Genomic DNA, 19,406 nt, shown 5'->3' on the forward strand with positions numbered 1-19,406 from the left:
ATTCCTGTGGAAACCAAACAATACCCCGATATGGAGTGTGACGTCGTCATTGCCGGTTGCGGCGTGGCGGGCCTGTATGCGGCTCTCAATCTGCCGACGAGCACGCGCGTAATCATGCTCTCCAAGGGTGCCATCGACGAGTGCGATTCGATGCTCGCGCAGGGCGGCATCTGCGTACTGCCCGAGGGCTCTGACTACGATGCCTTCTTTGAGGACACCATGCATGCCGGCCACTACGAGAACCGCCGCGAGAGCGTTGACATCATGATTCGCTCGAGCCGCTCGGTCATCAACGACCTGCTGGCCATGGGCGTGGATTTTGAGCGCAAGGCCGACGGCAGCCTCGACTTTACCCGCGAGGGCGCGCACAGCCGCCCGCGCATTGCCTTCCATGCCGATATTACGGGCAAGGAGATTACGACCAAGCTGCTCCAGGCTGTCCGTAAGCTGGACAACGTGCAGATTCTCGAACACGTTGCCATGACCGACATCCTGACCGCCGAGCGCGATGGCGCCACGGTGTGTACCGGCGTCGTCGCCGTCGCCGTGGACGAGAACGATTCAGCTCGCCCCGCCGACGAGCTGGCAAATGCCGCTGAGGACGTGCATGCCGGTAAGCCGTTTAAGATCCATGCCCGCCATACGCTGTGGGCAACGGGCGGTATCGGTGGCGTGTACGACCACTCGACTAACTACCCGCAGCTCACCGGTGACGCTTGCTACATTGCTCAGGAGCACGGCATCACGATGGAGCACCTGGACTACGTGCAGATCCACCCCACGGGCCTGTTCTCGCCGCAGCCGGGTCGCACGTTCCTGATTAGCGAGAGCTGCCGCGGCGAGGGCGCGATTTTGCTCAATGCCGCCGGCGAGCGTTTTACCGACGAGTTGCAGCCGCGCGACGTTGTCGCCGCCGCCATCCGCGAGCAGATGAAGCAGGACGGCACCGAGCACGAGTGGCTGAGCTTTGCCCCCGTCGAGCGCGATGTGGTGACCGGGCACTTTACCAATATCCGCGCGCGCTGCCTGGAGGACGGCCGCGATATTTTGGACGAGCCCATTCCCGTTACGCCCACGCAGCACTACTTTATGGGCGGCGTGTGGGTCGACAAGGACGGTCGCACCTCGATGCCCGAGCTCTACGCCGCGGGCGAGACGGCCTGCAACGGCGTTCACGGCAAGAACCGCCTAGCTTCTAACAGCCTGCTCGAGGCGCTGGTCTGGGGTCGTCGCGCCGCGTGGTATATGCGTATCGGCGAGTCGCTGGCCGTGGAGCAGGCCGGTGAGCCCGCGCTTGACGGGCGTCACCGCGCCCTGAGCGCCGACCCCCTTGCAATCGATGATTTGGCCCGTGCCGCCGGCACGCAGGCCGTGGAGGAGTAGACCATGAATCCCATTACCATGAAGCTCGTCGTCGATGATCTGATTCTGCAGGCTCTGCGCGAGGACATCACGTTTGAGGACGTGAGCACGGCGAGCGTGTGCCCCACGGCGCGCCCCGCCACGGTGGAGCTTATCGCCAAGGCCGATGGCATCATCGCGGGCTTGGATGTGTTCGCCCGCACCTTTGAGCTGCTGGATTCGCAGAGCTCGGTGCTGTTTGATGTCGCCGACGGTGACGAGGTGCACGCCGGCGACCACGTGGGTCAGGTGCGCGGCGATGCGCGCGTGCTGCTTTCGGGCGAGCGTGTGGCGCTCAACTACCTGCAGCGCATGAGCGGTATCGCTACCTATACGCACCAGATGGCCGCGGCGCTCGAGGGCACCAAGACCGTGCTCGTCGACACGCGCAAGACCACGCCGGGCATGCGCGTCTTCGAGAAGGCCGCAGTCGAGATCGGCGGCGGCAGCAACCACCGCTATAACCTGTCGACGGCTGTCATGCTCAAGGACAACCACATCGACGCCGCCGGTGGCGTGGCACGCGCGATTGAGATGGCGCGCGCCCATGCGTCGTTTACCACGACGGTCGAGATTGAGTGCGAGAGCCTGGATATGGTGCGCGAGGCCGTGGAGGCCGGTGCCGATATCATCATGCTCGACAACATGACCCACGATGACATGGCTGCCGCCATCGAGCTTATCGCCGGTCGCGCCAAGACCGAGTGCTCGGGCAACGTGGACGCCAACAATATCCGCGCGCTCGCCGACCTGGGCGTTGACTTTATTAGCTCGGGGGCGCTGACGCACTCTGCGCCGATTCTCGACCTCTCGCTTAAGCACCTGCGTCTGTTGGACGGTAAATAATGGACGCCCGCGAGCGTCGCCGTGCCATCATGGGCGTGCTCGAGAGCGCCAAAGATCCTGTCTCGGGCAGTGCGCTTGCCCGCGAGGTGGGCGTGAGCCGTCAGGTCGTGGTGCAGGACATCGCCCTGCTGCGCGCCGACGGGCACGATATCGTCGCCACCAATCGCGGCTACGTGCTACAGGAGGCGGCGAGCAGCCCGGCTGTGCCCACGCGTCTGGTCAAGGTTCGCCACGGCGTGGAGCAGGCAGGCGATGAGCTCACGAGCATCGTTGACGCGGGCGGCGCCGTGCTCAACGTGATTGTCAATCATCGCGTGTACGGTAAAATCACGGCCGACCTGGACATCCGCAATCGTCGCGATGTTGAGCGCTACCTGCACGATATCGAGAGCGGCAAGAGCTTTCCGCTGCTAACGGTAACCAGCGGTTATCACTTCCACCGTATTGCGGCAGACGACGAGCAAACCCTCGACGAGATCGAGACCATGCTCAAGGAGAAGGGCTACCTTGCTGATTTAATGCCCTACGAGGATGATTTGTCCTAGTCGACGTTGCATCTATAAGTTGCGGTGAAATAGTTCCTAAAATCGGCATCCAAGCCATAAAACAGGAACTATTCCACCGCAACTGCCAAGGGTCCCGCTCCAAATTAGCTGCCCACACATGCAAAAGGAGGCCTCCGCGGCGATGCGGAGGCCTCCTTTTTTGTGCACGGTGTACTTGTGAGTGTGCAAGTGGGGGAGTTGTTACTCCTCGACGATCTCGGTGATCGCGCCGGCGGGGCAAGCGTCCTGGCAAGCGCCACAGGCGACGCAGGAATCCTCGTCAGCGACGGTGGCGACGTCCTGGAGCTCCAGAACGCCAGCGGGGCAGGAGTCGACGCAAACGCCACAAGCGATGCACTCGTCGGCATCAATTACGGGATGAGCCATGGTAGTTTCCTCTCTGTTGACCGACGCTACAGGCGATGCGCGTCGGTTTGATTCGGGCAAAAACATACCACGGGAGCGACCGTTTGCAATACCCTCTGACCGGCATCTTCATACCGTTCGCCGAGTATGCCGCGGCTTACTAAAAAACATGCAGGTGAGGCCGTTGAGCCGCGCAAATGTTAGCTATAGGTGACTTGAAATATAGGGCGATTGAGCGTGCTTGCGGAAAGGGCATCCCGTTATTTGGCCGAAAACCGGGTCGCAGTTTCCGGTTGGGCCCGCTAGAGGAAACTGCGACCCGGAATCCACGCTCAAACCGGGATGAACTTTCCGCAAGACGGCCCCCAGGCACCCCCGGACGCAAACCTCAGTCAACTCTACATAGATCTCAATAGATCTGTCGAGAACTCAATCAGCGCATCTACCTGCGCATTTGAGAACCTAAACTCTCAGAGATAAGAAATCTTATATGAATTGACTTAGATTTTGTATATTCCGGCCCATAAGGGGATACACTACATCCTGAAAGACAAGCCGAAGCGCCGCGCGACAGATCGTCGAGGCGGCGCGAACGCAAAAGAGAGAGGGAATTTCTAATGAGTAAGATTCTTGGCATCGACCTTGGTACTACTAACTCCGCTATGGCCGTCCTCGAGGGCGGTTCTCCGACCATTATCGTGAACGCCGAGGGCGACCGCACCACCCCGTCCGTCGTGGGCTTCCGTGCCGACGGCGACCGCGTCGTTGGTAAGGCCGCTAAGAACCAGGCTGTCACCAACCCCAAGAACACCGTGTTCTCCATCAAGCGCTTCATGGGCCGCAAGTACTCCGAGTGCACCTCCGAGATCAAGACCGTGCCGTATGAGGTCAAGGAGGGCCAGGGTGGCCGTGCCGTCGTCGACATCGAGGGCAAGGATTACACCGCCGAGCAGGTGAGCGCCATGACGCTCGCGAAGATGAAGGCCGACGCCGAGAAGTATCTGGGCGAGACCGTCACCGACGCCGTCATCACCGTCCCGGCCTACTTCAACGACGCCCAGCGTCAGGCCACCAAGGACGCCGGCAAGATCGCTGGCCTCAACGTCAAGCGTATCGTCAACGAGCCGACCGCTGCTGCTCTTGCCTATGGCCTGGACAAGCAGGGCACCGACCAGCGCATCCTGGTCTTCGACCTGGGCGGCGGCACCTTCGACGTCTCCATCCTCGACCTCGCCGACGGCGTGTTTGAGGTTCTGTCCACCTCGGGCGACAACCACCTGGGCGGCGACGACTGGGATCAGCGCGTCATCGATTGGATGGCCGATAAGTTCCAGCAGGAGAACGGTGTCGACCTGCGTCAGGACCCCATGGCCCTGCAGCGTCTGAAGGAGGCCGCCGAGAACGCCAAGAAGGAGCTCTCCGCCGCCCAGCAGACCACCATCAACCTGCCGTTCATTACCATGAACCAGTCCGGCCCGCTGCACCTCAACTACACGCTGACCCGCGCCGAGTTCGAGAAGATCACCCGCGACCTGCTCGAGCGCTGCAAGCAGCCTGTCACCAACGCCCTGCGCGACGCCAAGCTTAAGCTCTCCGATCTGACCGAGGTCATCCTCGTCGGCGGCTCCACCCGTATGCCCGCCGTCCAGGAGCTCGTCAAGACCATGACCGGCAAGCAGCCCAACATGTCCGTGAACCCCGACGAGGTCGTTGCCGACGGCGCTGCCGTCCAGGGTGGCGTGCTCACCGGCGACGTCGAGGGCATCCTGCTGCTCGACGTTACCCCGCTGTCGCTGGGTGTCGAGACCATGGGCGGCATCATGACCAAGATGATCGACCGCAACACCACGATCCCGACTTCCAAGACCGAGGTCTACTCCACCGCTGCCGACAACCAGACCAGCGTCGAGATCAACGTGCTCCAGGGCGAGCGCGAGCTTGCCCGCGACAACAAGTCGCTCGGTAAGTTCCAGCTGACTGGCATCCCGGCTGCCCGCCGCGGCGTGCCGCAGATCGAGGTCACCTTCGACATCGACGCCAACGGCATCGTCAAGGTCTCCGCTAAGGACAAGGGCACCGGCAAGGAGCAGCAGATCACCATCTCCGGCTCTACCGCGCTTTCCGACGACGAAGTCGATCGCATGGTCAAGGACGCCGAGGCTCATGCCGAGGAGGACAAGAAGCAGAAGGAAGAGGTCGAGGTCCGCAACCAGACCGACAGCCTGTGCTACTCCACCGAGCAGACCCTCAACGAGCTCGGTGACAAGGTTTCCGCCGACGTGAAGTCCAAGGCAGAGGCCGCTATCGCCGACGCCAAGAAGGCGCTCGAGGGCTCTGACGTCGAGGCCATCAAGGCCGCCGGCGAGTCCCTGCAGTCCGTGGCCTACGAGCTGGCTCAGGTTGTCTACGCCGACGCTCAGCAGCAGACCGACGGTGCCGCCGGCGCCCAGCCTGCCGACGATGACGTCGTCGATGCCGACTACGAGGTTGTGGACGACGAGGACAAGTAATCATGTCCGCCCGTAAAGCTCGCACGGAGGCGGCTGCCACTGGCGCCGCCCCCGTTGACTCTGAGGAGAAGGACGTGAAGATTCCCGTAGAGGCCGTCGACGATACCGAGGCCAACGAGGCCGCGGCCGCCGAGGCTGCCGAGAACCAGGTAGAGGATTCCAACAAGGAGGCGACGATGACCGAGGACGAGATGGTGGAAGCCGCTATCCGCGCCGGTGAGGAAGCCGCCGACAACGACTTTAAGCTCAAGTTCGAGCAGGCCCAAAAGGAGCTCGCCGACGTGCGTAGCGAGCTCGATGCTGCGGCAGAGGCCCAGAAGGCCGCCGAGGACAAGGCAAAGGACGCCACCGAGCGCACCGCCCGTCTACAGGCCGACTGGGAGAACTTCCGTCGCCGCACCGCCAACGAGCGCATCGCCGAGCGCGAGCGCGCGACCGAGAAGCTCGTCACCGCGCTGTTGCCGGTGATCGACGATATCGAGCGCGCGATCGACCATGCCCGCAGCCAAGAGCTTTCCGACGACTTTAAGCAGTTCGTCGACGGCGTCGATGCGGTTCATGCCAAGCTGCTTGATGTGTTTGCGCACGAGGGCGTTGAGCCCATCGACCCCAAGGGCGAGGCGTTCGATCCGCTCGAGCACCAGGCTGTGGGCCGCGTCGAGGACGCATCGCAGTACGACGAGACCGTCAACGACGTGTACCAGAAGGGCTACCGCATGGCGGATCGCATCCTGCGTTCCGCCATGGTGACGGTGACCTACGGTGGCGAGAAGCGCCCCGCACCGGAGCCCGAAGCGGCGCCCGAGGATGCTACGGCCGATACGGCCGAGAGCACCGAGGAGTAATTGAGAAGGGCCCCGGGGCAACACCCGGGGCCCTTTCTGGCCTAGTGCCATATGAAAGCATGAGCCGCCGCCCGCTGGGCGGCGGATGTAACAGGAGAGGAGCTACGATGGCTGCAGGCAAAACCTTCTATGACATCCTGGGCGTATCCAAGAGCGCCTCCGACAAAGAGATCAAGAGCGCGTTTCGCAAGCTCGCGCAAAAATATCACCCCGATGCCGGCGGCGACGAGGCCAAGTTCAAGGAGATCAGCGAGGCCTACGAGACGCTTTCGGACGAGAAGAAGCGCAAAGAGTACGACCAGATGCTCATGTTTGGCGGCATGCCGGGTGCGGGCGGCGCGTATGGCGGCGGCTACGGTGCCGGCGCGGGTGCCAGCGGCTGGGGCGACATCTTCGACAGCATCTTTAGCGGCAACGGCGCCTGGGGCAGCGATTGGGGCTCGGGCTTTGCCGGGGCTGCGGGCGCTGCCGGTGCCGGCGCGGGTCGCAGCCGTGCTCGCAAGGGCGGCGACCTGTCGCTGACCGTCGATGTGACGGCCGAGGACGCGTTTCGCGGCGTGACGCACAAGGTCATCTATCGCATTCCCTCGACGGGCGAGCAACAGACAATTACGGTCTCAGTGCCTGCGGGCGCGGTCGACGGTGGCAAGCTGCGCTACAAGCGTCGCGGCGAGTACGGCGTTGCCGGCGGCGAGCGCGGCGACCTGGTCGTGACCACGCACGTGGAGGAGCATCCGCTGTTTAAGCGTAAAGGTGCCGACGTGACTATGGAGGTACCGGTCTCGGTCTACGAGGCGGCGCTCGGCTGCACGGTTGACGTGCCGACGCCCGGCGGCGCGACGGTTCGTCTGAAGGTGCCCGCTGGCACCCAGACGGGCAAGAAGTTCCGCTTTAAGGAAATGGGGGCGCCCGACGTTAAGCACCGTGGCCGCACAGGCGCGCTGCTCGTCGAAATCAAGGTACAGGTCCCCACGAACCTGTCCGATGACGAGCGCGATGCTATGACCAAGCTGCGCGAGGCCGACACGCGCGACTATCGCGAGAAGGTCAACCGTTACAAGGCGACGTACTAGGGCGGTCGTGGCGCACGCCCGCGCCCGCGGGCTTATGATGGACGATAACGAGACGGAAAGGGGTCAGGTAGCATGGCCGAGGACAATAGGAACAAACCGCTGTACATGATCAGCGTGGCGGCCGAGCTGACCGGCATGCATCCGCAGACTCTGCGCGTCTACGAGTCCAAGGGCTTGGTGAACCCCCAGCGCTCGGGCGGCAACACGCGTCTGTATTCGCGTGCCGATATCGAGCGCCTGGAGCTCATCAACCAGCTGACTGACGAGGGCATCAACCTTGCCGGCGTGGTGCGCATTCTCGATATGAAGGAGCGTGCCGAGGAGCGCGAGCGCGAGAACGAAAAGCTCCGCGCCCGCGTGCGCCAGCTCGAGGACGAGCTGCACGAGTACAAGATGCAGAAGAAGATCACTGCCTTAGCCCCGCGCGACGGCTCAGTCAACCCCGAGCAAGTCATGCGCAAACTTTTGGGCGCAGGCGGGGATCTCTAGGTTACGCCGTTCTGCCGAACGGCGTAACGGCTCGACGCTGCGCGACGTCCAGAGCGACAATTTGTCATTCAAAAGGCAAGGCATGACCAGAAGGTCTATGCCTTGCCTTTTTCATGCCAACCTGTTCGCTCTGGACGTCGCTCGCTGTCCGTCCTCTACCTGCGGCGTTGCCTTGCTCCGGATGCGGTAGTCATTGGGGACGTTCTTAAATGACTGGTCAAAGGGGACATTCTTGCGGCACTTGGCACTTGGGGACGTTCCTTTTGTGCCGGCACTTTGGGACACTCCTTGTCCAGAGAGTGATGCAAGGGGCTCGTCCTTTGCTTTACTGAGATAAAGTGAACGCGCAGATTCGTAACCCACTCGCAACCGTTCTATGGCACGATATTGAACGAATGTATGCTATGCGCCCAAATCTTTTGGGCAGAGTGGGAGACAGTATGGTCAAGCTGTACGAGGACGGCATCTACCTGCGTAACGGCAGCGAGGTTGTGCCTGAGGCCGAGGCTGCCGAGCGCGGTATTACGCAGACGCCCGAGGATGCCAAGCGCGGCACCATCGCGTATTCGATCCTTCAGGCACACAATACGTCCGGCGACCCCGAGACGCTCAAGATTCGCTTCGATGCCATGGCGAGCCACGACATCACCTTCGTCGGCATCATCCAGACGGCGCGCGCCTCGGGCATGGAGCAGTTCCCGCTGCCCTACGTGCTCACCAACTGCCACAACTCGCTGTGCGCCGTGGGCGGCACCATCAACGAGGACGACCACGTCTTTGGCCTCTCGGCTGCCAAAAAGTACGGCGGCATCTTCGTTCCGCCCCATATCGCGGTCATCCATTCCTTTATGCGTGAGAACTTCGCCGGCTGCGGCAAGATGATCTTGGGTTCCGACTCGCACACCCGCTACGGCGCCCTGGGCACCATGGCCGTGGGCGAGGGTGGTGGCGAGCTGGCAAAGCAGCTGCTGCGCGACACCTACGATGTCGCCTATCCCGGCGTCGTGGCCATCTACCTCACGGGCGCCCCGCGCCCCGGCGTTGGCCCGCACGATGTGGCGCTCGCCATCATCCGTGCCGTCTTTGCCAAGGGTTACGTCAAGAACAAAGTCATGGAGTTCGTGGGCCCCGGCATCGCGAGCATGACGACCGACTACCGCAACGGCGTTGACGTCATGACCACCGAGACCACCTGCCTGTCGAGCATCTGGGCTACCGACGAGGATACGCACGCGTTTTTGACCATGCACGGCCGCGGCGACGACTACCGCGAACTCAAGCCCGCCGATGTCGCCTACTACGACGGCTGCGTCGAGGTCGACCTGTCGAGCATCAAGCCCATGATCGCGCTGCCGTTCCATCCTTCCAACGGCTTTGAGATCGACGAGCTCAACGAGAACCTCGAGGACATCCTGCACGAGGTGGAACTCGAGGCCGCCAAGATCGGCGAGGGCAAGACGCACTTTAGCCTGCTCGACAAGATCGTCGACGGCAAACTGCGCGTGCAGCAGGGCGTTATCGCCGGCTGCTCGGGCGGCAACTACGACTCCGTGGTCCAGGCTGCCCGCGTGCTCAAGGGCGCCAACACCGGCTGCGGCGAGTTCTCGCTGTCGGTCTATCCTACAAGCCAGCCCGTGGCGCTCGAACTTACGCGCCGTGGCTATATCTACGACCTCATGGAGGCCGGCGCGATCGTGCGCACGGCGTTCTGCGGTCCGTGCTTTGGCGCCGGCGACACGCCCGCCAACAACGGCCTGTCCATCCGCCACACCACGCGCAACTTCCCCAACCGCGAGGGTTCCAAGCCGGGTAATGGCCAGCTGAGCGCCGTGGCCCTGATGGACGCCCGCTCCATTGCGGCGACGGCTGCCAACGGCGGCATCCTGACGCCGGCGACCGACCTGCCCGAGGAGACTTGGGACGAGGCCTGCGAGTACACCTTTGACGACGCACCGTACAAAAAGCGTGTGTACTGGGGCTTTGGCAAGGCGGAGCCTGCCGACGAGCTTGTCGAGGGTCCCAACATCAAGCCGTGGCCCGCGATGGAGCCTCTCGGCGACGACATCCTGCTCAAGGTGTGCTCCAAGATCATGGATCCGGTCACCACGACCGACGAGCTCATTCCCTCGGGCGAGACGAGCTCCTTCCGCTCCAACCCGCCGGGCCTGGCCGAGTTTACGCTCAGCCGCCGCGACCCGGCCTACGTGGGCCGCTCCAAGGAGGTCGACGCCGTGGAGAAGCGCCGCGTTGCCGGCGAGGCCGCGGGCGACCTGGCGGCACTCGATGCTGAGCTTGCCAGCGTGTTTGAGGCACTGGCCGGCGCGGGTGTCACGGCCGATGCCAAGGCGACCGAGTACGGCTCTATGCTCTATGCCAAGAAGCCCGGCGACGGTTCCGCCCGCGAGCAGGCCGCGAGCTGCCAGCGCGTGATTGGCGGCCTGGCCAACATCGTCCACGAGTACGCCACCAAGCGCTATCGCTCCAACGTGATGAACTGGGGCATGGTGCCCTTCCAGATGGAGGCGGAGCCCAACTTTGAGGTGGGCGACTACGTCTTTGTGCCGGGTATCCGTGCCGCGCTCGATGGCGACCTGAAGAACATCGCTGCCCACGTGGTGCGTGCCGACGGTGCGGTTGAGCAGATTGAGCTCTACATTGCCGATATGACGGCAGAGGAGCGTGCCATCGTCAAGGCCGGCTGCTTGATCAACTACAACAAGTTCAAGGCCGCTGCCGAGTAACGCACTTAATTGTCCGCCCGGGGCTTACCCTTTCCCGCCCGCTCACGCGCTTCGCGAAGGTCGCGTTCGGGAAAGGGTAAGCCCCGGGCTACATTTCTGCGTTCTCGTTGGGTCTTGAGGGACGCTAAAAATAGACTTGCTTGATGCCGCCTCTGTTGTCGGGGCGGCTTCTTTTTGTCGAAAACCGCCACAAAGGGGGCAGACATCTTTGTGGTGGTCCGCGGTTTGTCTTGTTCTGTAACAGGTAGACCCTTATTTGCCGAGTAGTTGTTACAGATTTAGATAAACGGAAACTGCTGAACATTTCGTCTCGATCTGTAACATCTGAGGTCCAAAACGGCAGCTAGGTGTTACAGATCGAGACAGTTGAGCGCCAGAGTCGAAAACCACCACAAAGGGGCCTGTCCCTTTCGTGGTGGTGGGGGCGAGCTCGATGCTGCCGTGCTCGCTGAACGACATTCTAATGAGCGGCTCTACAGAATTTCATCCGGGTTGGCGGGTTTGGTTGTTTTGGGGATGCCGAGTTTGGATGACGCGAAATCGTCAACATTGTCCTTAATTCCGTCTTTGGTGTAGACAGTGACCATATAGGTGCTGTGTCCGAATTCGCCCTTGTCGCGTGTTGCCCAGGCATCCCAGTAGGCGGCCCCGTTTCGCCCTTTGATTTTTCCGACACGGCGGAGTTCTGTTCGCTTTAATTTCTGGTTGCTATAGATGGTTCGACCGGCTTCCGCGGTGAGCCCGCACTGTCCAAGCAGCTTGTCGAGGACTTGGTTCATGTGGCGCTCATCGGTGTTTGGTGCGTAGTCGTAGGCGAGGGTGATGGAGTCGAGTGGCTGGTCGTCGATCAGATAGTTTAGCGCCTGAGGTTCAAGGCAGAAATAGGGGGAGCATCCGTCGACCTTGCCGAGCAACGGTAACTTGGACTGCCAACTTCCGGTGGGAATTGCATATTCGTAGAACACGCCACGGCAGACAAAGGAGAGCGAGGTGGCACGCGAGCCGGCGTCGATCATCCCGCAAAGATCGAAGGGCGAGGCGATACCAAAAGAAAAGGGCGTGATGACGATAAGGAAGAGCATCACGATGGGTATGGCGAGAATGGCGATGACGTTGCGGCCGGTGGAATGAGACGGCTTCATATGCGCTCCTCGAGACAAAGATCTGTTGAGGATAGGCAGAAATGGATATGTTCAGAGAACAATTCAAGTTTAATCTCATGGCGCGAGATGGTCGACCGTTAGCGTCGAAAACCACCACAAAGGTGCCTGTCCCCTTTGTGGTGGTGAGGAGCGCGCGGCTCCTTTAGGTAATAGTGCTGGCTGGCGGTATCATTAGTGCGGGTGGCGAAGGTTTGCATTGTGGGGTGTTTTGCCGTGAGCCGTTCTGTCCGTATTGGATTGATTGTCTTGGCGCTTGCGATCGCTGTGGTTGGCGCGGGCGCTGTCGGTATGGCATTTCTACCTGCTGCGGTGACGGAGCCGGTGGTCAAGCCTGTGACTCAATCTGTCGAACTTCTGACCGGCGACGACAAGCCCGAGACCATTACCGTTGATTTTGATGAGCAGCCGGCTGTGCTGGGTATTAGCAATTATCCGCGTATTCAGCTTGGGGCCATGCGCTATACCACGGATACAAGCCTGATCGATAGGGCGTCCGAGCTACTCAAGGGCAAAACATTTAAGCGTTGGTACGGATATGCGTCCTATCGGGCAAAAGCGAACGACATGGTTGGCGGATGCCACTCTTCCATCGAGCTGGACACTGCAAACGGCGCAAAGTTATGTGATGTCTCGTACGATCCGGGCTACGAGGGCAATGAGGGTCCGGGCATCTACATCATGGACGGCGATCTCGCCTATGTCATGGAGGGCGACCAGACCGAGCTCAACGATTTTATGGGCCAGTGTATCCAAGATGCCTATGAACAGACCTGCTTGCCCGATCCGCAGGCTGCACGCGATAGTGGGTCTGCCCGTACATGGCTGTTCGAGGATGAGATGCCCTGGAACGCCGAATCGGGAAGCACGGGTTCGGCGAAGGAGTAGAGACCGCGACCACCACAAAGGTGCCTGTCCCCTTTGTGGTGGTTTGCATGCCGTGGGAACACTCAGAAAATCTTATATATAGAGACTTAGATTTGTGTATAAGATCGCGCAAAGCTGGCAACAATACTTCTCGAACAACGTGAAGCCGCCCCGTAGGGCGGCCGCCCCAAGAGAGGTGATTCCATGAGAATCGATAAGCTAGCAATGACGTCGCGCGAGGCGCTGCAGACCGCCATGAGCACGGCTGCTGACGCGCAGGCCGGCGCGGTGGAGCCGATTCACCTGCTGTCCGCCCTGCTCGGTGCCGGCGAGCGCAATATCTCCGTGATCATCGAGCGCATCGGCGCTGACCCGGCCCAGCTCGCACGCTCCACGCAGGATGCCATCGACCACGCGCCCAAGGTTTCGGGCGAGGGCCAGCAGATGGGTCTTTCCAATGAGCTCGTCCGCGTCATCGAGAAGGCCGAGAAGAAGGCCACCAAGATGGGCGACAGCTTTGTGGTGACCGAGCATCTGCTGATGGCACTTGCCGAGGACAAGGGCGAGGCCGGCCGCGTTCTGCGCGACGCAGGCGTGACCAAGGAGCGCATCGAACAGGTCTACGAGGAGCTGCGTGGCGATGACCGCGTGACGTCTGCCGAGGATAAGACGCAGTTTGAGGCGCTGGAGCAGTACGGCCGCAACATCTGCGACCTGGCCCGCGCCGGCAAACTCGATCCGGTCATCGGCCGTACCGACGAGATCCGTCGTACCATCCAGGTCCTGTCCCGCCGCACCAAGAACAACCCCGTGCTCATCGGCGAGCCGGGCGTCGGCAAGACCGCCATCGTCGAGGGCATCGCTCAGCGTATCGTGGCCGGCGACGTGCCGAGCACCCTGCGCGACCGCGACCTCATCGAGCTCGACATGAGCGCGCTGGTCGCCGGTGCCAAGTACCGCGGCGAGTTCGAGGACCGTTTGAAGGCCGTGCTCAAGGAGGTTCAAAAATCCGAAGGCAAGGTCATCCTGTTCATCGATGAGCTCCACACCATCGTGGGCGCGGGTGCCACCGAGGGCTCTATGGACGCCGGCAATATCCTCAAGCCGGCGCTCGCCCGTGGCGACCTGCATGCGATTGGCGCGACCACGCTCGACGAATACCGCAAGTACATCGAGAAGGACGCGGCGCTCGCCCGTCGTTTCCAGACCGTGATGGTCTCCGAGCCCACCGTCGAGGACACCATCTCGATCCTGCGTGGCCTCAAGGAGAAGTACGAGATCTTCCACGGCGTGCACATCACCGATAGCGCGCTCGTGGCGGCTGCCGACCTCTCCGATCGCTATATCGCCGACCGCTTCCTGCCCGACAAGGCCATCGACCTGGTCGATGAGGCGGCAAGCCGCCTGCGCATGGAGCTCGACAGCATGCCGGTCGAGATCGACGCCACCACACGTCAACTCACCCAGCTGCAGATCGAAGAGCAGGCACTCATGAAGGAGACCGACGACGCCTCCAAGGAGCGTCTGGAGGCCCTGCGTCAGGAGATTGCCGAGGTCCAGGAAAAGCTCAATGTGCAAAAGGCTGGCTGGCTCAACCAAAAGAACGCCATCGACCACGTGCAGGAGCTTAAGGGCCAGCTTGACGAGGCCAAGAGCGAAGAGGAGCGTGCAACGCGCAACGGCGACCTGGGCCGTGCGTCCGAGCTGCGCTTCTCCGTGATTCCGGGCCTGCAGCAGCAGATTCAGGATTCCGAGGCTGCGCTCGAGGCACAAAAGCAGCAGGACGGCGAGGGCCTCAACGAGCAGGTGACCTCCGACGAGATCGCCGAGGTCGTGAGTGCCTGGACCGGCGTGCCCGTGTCCAAGATGATGCAGGGCGAGCTCGACAAGCTGAAGGGCCTGGAGGGCGAGCTGCATAAGCGCGTCATCGGTCAGGACGAGGCCGTCTCCGCCGTCGCCGCGGCTGTGCGTCGCAGCCGTGCGGGCCTCTCCGATCCGGACAAGCCCATCGGCAGCTTCTTCTTCCTGGGCCCCACTGGCGTGGGCAAGACCGAGCTCGCCAAGGCGCTTGCCGAGTGCCTGTTCGACGACGAGCGCGCACTCGTGCGTATCGACATGTCCGAGTACATGGAGAAGTTCAGCGTCCAGCGTCTGATCGGTGCGCCCCCGGGATACGTGGGTTACGACGAGGGCGGCCAGCTCACCGAGGCCGTGCGCCGTCGTCCCTACTCCGTGATCTTGCTCGACGAGATGGAGAAGGCCCATCCGGATGTCTTTAACGTGCTGTTGCAGGTGCTCGACGACGGCCGTCTGACCGATGGCCAGGGTCGCCAGGTGTCCTTCAAGAACACGATTATCATCATGACGTCTAACGTGGGCTCCAAGGCTATCGCCGAGCTTTCGGGCAAGGACGAGGAGGAGATGCGCCATCAGGTCGACGCCGTCATGGCTCAGACCTTCCGCCCCGAGTTCCTCAACCGTATCGACGACATCGTGGTGTTCCATCCGCTCGGCATGGCGCAGATCGAGAAGATCGTCGACATCCAGCTTGCCGACGTCCGCGCGCGTCTGGCCAAGGAGCGCATGACGCTTGCCATCACCCCGGCGGCCAAGCAGATGCTCGCCGTGGGCGGCCTGGACCCGGTCTTTGGCGCCCGTCCGCTCAAGCGTCTGGTCCAGCGCGAGGTCGTGGACGCCATCGCCGCCGCCATCATCGACGGCACGGTGCGCGAGGGCGATCAGGTGACGGTCGATGTCGATAAGGACGGCGGCTTTACCGTCGTGTGCGATAACACGCCGGCGGCCACCTACGAGGTCCCCGATGCCGAGTAGATTTTTGGGACATGCCTTAAAATCTGCCAGCCGTTTCTAAACGCCAAGGGCGGCGGATCCAATTGGGTCCGCCGCCCTTTTTCGTGCGACAATCGATGTTGTTGAACGGATGCGATGCAAGGAGATATGCAGATGAAAGACGAGATCAAGACAAGCGCGCCGGCGACCGATGCCGCACCCGCCGCACCCAAGCCTGCGCCTAAGCCGGCGCCCAAGCCGCGCGACCCCTACATCCGTGCCGAGAACGAGGACGACGACGGCTACGATCCCTACAGCGATCGCCGCCCCGAGCGCGAGCCGATGTTCGAAGCCGACCCGTGGCGCTGAGTGCCACCCAAAAGGCCACCAATAAGTTGCGGCGAAATAGGGATTGTTTTGCGGTTTGACCAGCAAAAACAGTCCCTATTTCACCGCAACTGCGTTAGGGATTTTTCTGCAGGGGAGGGCAGTCAAAAAAGCCCCGTCCCAAATTGACTGCTCGGGGAGCCGCATTCGAGCTCGATTGTCCTCTTAGCCACTCGATATCCTTCGGAGCAATAACGGTGATAAAACTTGCTTAAGTGTTAATCAAGCTACACACAATCTTGCTCTCTAATTAATCAAGAATCAGTATAATTTTGATTAGCTAGAGAGCAAGATTGGAGAATCATGGCATTCAACGACTTGATCGCCCAGAAAATAAAGGACTTTGAACAGCAGGGGGTTCCGCAGGTCTTTGAGCGAGACCTTGATCTGGAAAACCCACAGGAGCCAAAGCGCGACAACATCGTAAATGTGGTTGTGGGGGCCCGCCGTTGTGGAAAGACGTATCGCCTGTATCAGGAGATGCAGCGGCTTCAGGGCCGGGGCGTCGAGCTTGACCGGATGCTTTACTTCAATTTTGAGGATGAGCGCTTGCGCCCGTATGAGCCATCGCTGCTGGCGGACGTGCTCGACACGTTCTATGCGCTGTATCCTGTTGCTCGAATCGAGGGCGCTTACATTTTCTTTGACGAGATCCAGGAAATCCCCGAATGGGGTGCGTTTCTGCGGCGTGTAGTCGATACGGAGAAAGCGACCGTCTATGTGACGGGATCTTCTTCTAAGATGCTGTCCTCAGAACTTAAGAGCGAGTTCAGGGGTCGTTCCCTTGTGCGAGAGCTTTTTCCGTTGAGTTTTTCGGAATACGTTCGATATAAGACGGGGAGCGTTCCCGAGCCAGATGCGACCTTTTCCCCGAGCGATGCAGCGCTGCTTCGACATCATCTGATCGGGTATCTTGAACAAGGGGGATTCATCGCGACACTTGAGCAGACGCCTGCAGACGCGATTCAGCTGCTACAGGAATATGCTTCGCGAACGGTCGCCATGGACGTCGTTGAACGTTACGACGTCAAGAACCCTCGCCTGGCATCGCTGTTCTTGACGCGGTGTATGGCATCTTCGGGACGAGAGCTGTCAGTGAACAAAGTGTACAACGAGTTCAAGAGCAGACAGATACCCGTCAGTCGTAATTCGCTCAGCGATTTACTTGAGTATTATGAGGATGCCTACCTGTTATTTTCTGTGCCGGAGTTCACGCGTTCATTGGCAAGTAACATGCGGTCTGCGTCTAAGGTCTACGCTGTCGACCCTGCGATGTTTGGAGCATTCTCTCCCGCATCAGCATTGGACCAGGGCCAGAGGCTCGAGACCGCAGTGTTCAATGCGCTAAGAAGAAGGACTCCCGCGGTGAGGACCGGCTCGGTCTGCCGCCTGCTGATCAAAGAGAAGAGCAAAAGCCATGAGGTGGACTTTGTGGCTGGGGACGCACTTCTCATGCGGGCTTATAGCCTGATTCAGGTGAGTGTGGATATGGCAAGTGAGAAAACGCGCGAGCGCGAAATTGCCGCGCTTGATGCCTCGATGGCCCAGTTCGATCTTGGCGAGTCGGCAATCGTTACCATGGATGAGCAGGCCGATATTCCATGCGAGCACGGTGCGGTACACGTTGTGCCCGCATGGAAGTGGCTCCTTGCCTAATCATCTATGGACCTGTGGGATCAGGACCTCCTGGCTCCTTCATCACGGTTGGGGAGCACCTTGCTGCGCCAGGCTAGTCCTGGGCTTTGATGCTCGGCAGGAGAATCTGGGCGAGGTAGTCGGTCTCGAGTTTGGTCGCGGTGTCTGCCTTGCCGTCTTTGCCGACCAACACGTTCTTGATCTGGCTATACGTATAGCGGTTGCCGGTCGTAAGCTCGACAAGCTCAATGGCCGTGTCCATGGGGTAGGTTGACACGGGGTTCTGCGTCCGTCCGTTGATGGTCTGGGGCACCACATACGGATAGACGGGGCCGCTGGCGTAGACGGTATAACCGTTGCCTAGATTGGCCGCACCCAAAACCGTATCGCCTTCATCGGGCGTAAAGCTCTCGCCCTCGCGCACCGCGACGAGCGTCACGAGCGGCGTATTGGCGTCGTCGCCCAGATAGATGCATAGCGTGCTTCCGTTTTGCCAAGTTGCGACCTTGCCGTACCACTCGACGGGAATATCGAGCTGGTAGAGGTCGGTTGCCTTGTGGCGAGCGTCAGCATCACGGGACGCCTGTGCCTTTTGCGCGCTCACGGCATTGACGGCGGCGTCGCGCCGCGCGGTTGCTGCCTGCTGGAGCACTTTGGCAGCCGCGGCGGAGCTCGCACCGCCCTCCTCGGCGTACTTGGCGGCGGCATCGATCTGGTCGTCGGTCACCGTGTCGGCTGAGGGCACCTTAAGCTTAAAGGTGGCTTGAGCGCGCAGATCCTGCCCGTCATTCTTGACCGTAACCTGGGCCTTGGTGGTCGGGACGGTGTAGATGGTGCCGTCGGCCGCGATGGGGGAGGCGGCGATGGAGAACGTGTAATCGCCGGGCAGCAGCTTAATGCCGCGACCGTGCTCGTCAACGTAGAGCGTTTCGCTCACGGAAGAACCGTCGGAATCCTGACCGCTCACCTGCACGGGAATCTTGGAGCCAGTTGAGCAGTCGAGCCCCGCGGCATGTACGCCAATTTGCACCGACATCATGGTATGGGCGTTTGCGGCAACCACGGCGGCCTGCTCTTGCCGGTATCCATTCCAAGCGGCATAGCCTGCGCCGCCGGCGACAAGCGCGACGGCTACGACGCCTGCCACCATCAGGTTGCGGCGCTTGGGCGACATCTTACGGTGACGAACCTCGGCTTCGCGTGCCGAAGGAACGGACGGTAGGGGAATATCGCCCATGGCGATGGTCTCGTCCACGGCAGGCGCAGAGCCTAAGCCAGGGAGCTCGCGGGTCAGCGAATCTTCGGCCGGCAAGTTGTCGAGCAAGATGGTTTCCTCGCTCGTGTCGGATCCGGGCTGGTCGTCGGCCTCGCTTTCGGTGTCTTCGTGATCTGCCTCATCCTCGGCAGGCTCAACGTCGCCTGTATCCTGATCATCGGGCTGCGCCTCGATTTCCGGCTCATCCTGCACATCAACGCTCGAATCGTCAAACGCAACATCGTCAAGCGAAATCCGGTCTAGGCTCTCCAGGGCCTCGGCACACGCTTCTGCATCTTGGGCCGCATCCTCTTGGCCCATCGTCTCATCATTCATACATCCCCCAAGCTCAATATCGGGACAACACTGTACCCAAAAACGGGACCCCATAGAGCCGCCTCATGATTTGAAATCCGATTTTATATATGCGCATGTTTTTGAATAGATGAATAGAGACGCAACGACAAAAGCCCCCGAAAAGCGAGCGAAACGCTTT

The 19,406-nt window shown here is 61.1% G+C and carries 15 protein-coding genes; 12 read left to right on the plus strand and 3 right to left on the minus strand.

The features are described from left to right. The first annotated feature begins 6 nt into the window (after positions 1-6). The 3 genes from ABHR63_RS02005 to ABHR63_RS02015 are packed head-to-tail and all read left to right on the plus strand — an operon-like array spanning position 7 to position 2,792. Positions 7-1,383, plus strand: coding sequence for an L-aspartate oxidase (locus tag ABHR63_RS02005; protein ID WP_346965258.1), 1,377 nt, complete (start codon positions 7-9; stop codon positions 1,381-1,383). Between the two features lie 3 nt (positions 1,384-1,386). After that, positions 1,387-2,247: a carboxylating nicotinate-nucleotide diphosphorylase gene (gene nadC, locus ABHR63_RS02010; protein WP_346965257.1), complete on the plus strand. Its 861-nt coding sequence runs from the start codon at positions 1,387-1,389 to the stop codon at positions 2,245-2,247. Next, positions 2,247-2,792 carry a transcription repressor NadR gene (locus tag ABHR63_RS02015; RefSeq protein ID WP_346965256.1) on the plus strand — a complete coding sequence of 182 codons (546 nt, stop codon included), beginning with the start codon at positions 2,247-2,249 and terminating at the stop codon, positions 2,790-2,792. Before nadC ends, ABHR63_RS02015 begins: the two co-directional genes overlap by 1 nt. Before the next feature lie 201 nt (positions 2,793-2,993). Here the strand turns inward: ABHR63_RS02015 and ABHR63_RS02020 are convergent, their stop codons facing one another. Continuing rightward, on the minus strand, positions 2,994-3,245 hold the full coding sequence (locus ABHR63_RS02020) for a ferredoxin family protein (RefSeq protein ID WP_158564522.1): 252 nt from the start codon (positions 3,243-3,245) through the stop codon (positions 2,994-2,996). A 530-nt stretch (positions 3,246-3,775) separates the two neighbouring features. Between ABHR63_RS02020 and dnaK the strand changes: the two genes are divergently transcribed. From dnaK to ABHR63_RS02045, 5 genes are all read left to right on the plus strand, one after another. Then, positions 3,776-5,668: a molecular chaperone DnaK gene (gene dnaK, locus ABHR63_RS02025; protein ID WP_055310046.1), complete on the plus strand. Its 1,893-nt coding sequence runs from the start codon at positions 3,776-3,778 to the stop codon at positions 5,666-5,668. A 2-nt stretch (positions 5,669-5,670) separates the two neighbouring features. Further along, on the plus strand, positions 5,671-6,513 hold the full coding sequence (locus ABHR63_RS02030) for a nucleotide exchange factor GrpE (RefSeq protein WP_195569015.1): 843 nt from the start codon (positions 5,671-5,673) through the stop codon (positions 6,511-6,513). 107 nt (positions 6,514-6,620) lie between these two features. Further along, positions 6,621-7,586 (plus strand): DnaJ C-terminal domain-containing protein, encoded by a 966-nt coding sequence (locus ABHR63_RS02035; protein ID WP_346965860.1) that lies wholly within the window; start codon positions 6,621-6,623, stop codon positions 7,584-7,586. Between the two features lie 72 nt (positions 7,587-7,658). Then, entirely contained in the window at positions 7,659-8,075 is a 417-nt protein-coding gene (locus tag ABHR63_RS02040) for a heat shock protein transcriptional repressor HspR (RefSeq protein ID WP_006235210.1), read from the plus strand. 440 nt (positions 8,076-8,515) lie between these two features. Beyond that, on the plus strand, positions 8,516-10,816 hold the full coding sequence (locus ABHR63_RS02045; protein WP_346964978.1) for a hydratase: 2,301 nt from the start codon (positions 8,516-8,518) through the stop codon (positions 10,814-10,816). Between the two features lie 473 nt (positions 10,817-11,289). Here ABHR63_RS02045 and ABHR63_RS02050 read toward each other — a convergent pair whose 3' ends face one another. After that, complete coding sequence (locus tag ABHR63_RS02050; protein ID WP_195569012.1) at positions 11,290-11,958, minus strand: hypothetical protein; 669 nt, start codon at positions 11,956-11,958, stop codon at positions 11,290-11,292. A 234-nt stretch (positions 11,959-12,192) separates the two neighbouring features. On the opposite strand from ABHR63_RS02050, the gene ABHR63_RS02055 reads away from it, so the two are divergent. The 4 genes from ABHR63_RS02055 to ABHR63_RS02070 all read left to right on the plus strand — a co-directional run bounded on the left by ABHR63_RS02055 (position 12,193) and on the right by ABHR63_RS02070 (position 17,676). Next, positions 12,193-12,864: a hypothetical protein gene (locus ABHR63_RS02055; protein WP_195569011.1), complete on the plus strand. Its 672-nt coding sequence runs from the start codon at positions 12,193-12,195 to the stop codon at positions 12,862-12,864. A gap of 183 nt (positions 12,865-13,047) precedes the next feature. Beyond that, a complete protein-coding gene (clpB, locus tag ABHR63_RS02060) occupies positions 13,048-15,675 on the plus strand; it encodes an ATP-dependent chaperone ClpB (RefSeq protein WP_195569010.1) in 2,628 nt (875 codons plus the stop codon). 132 nt (positions 15,676-15,807) lie between these two features. Next, positions 15,808-16,002 carry a hypothetical protein gene (locus tag ABHR63_RS02065; RefSeq protein ID WP_229066879.1) on the plus strand — a complete coding sequence of 65 codons (195 nt, stop codon included), beginning with the start codon at positions 15,808-15,810 and terminating at the stop codon, positions 16,000-16,002. A gap of 321 nt (positions 16,003-16,323) precedes the next feature. Beyond that, positions 16,324-17,676 (plus strand): ATP-binding protein, encoded by a 1,353-nt coding sequence (locus tag ABHR63_RS02070; RefSeq protein WP_195569008.1) that lies wholly within the window; start codon positions 16,324-16,326, stop codon positions 17,674-17,676. 73 nt (positions 17,677-17,749) lie between these two features. Here ABHR63_RS02070 and ABHR63_RS02075 read toward each other — a convergent pair whose 3' ends face one another. Further along, the gene (locus tag ABHR63_RS02075) at positions 17,750-19,246 is read right to left on the minus strand and encodes a hypothetical protein (protein ID WP_195569007.1); all 1,497 of its coding nucleotides are present in this window, start codon (positions 19,244-19,246) and stop codon (positions 17,750-17,752) included. Positions 19,247-19,406: the final 160 nt, after the last annotated feature.

Source organism: Collinsella aerofaciens (assembly GCF_039752775.1).
GTDB lineage: Bacteria > Actinomycetota > Coriobacteriia > Coriobacteriales > Coriobacteriaceae > Collinsella > Collinsella aerofaciens_R.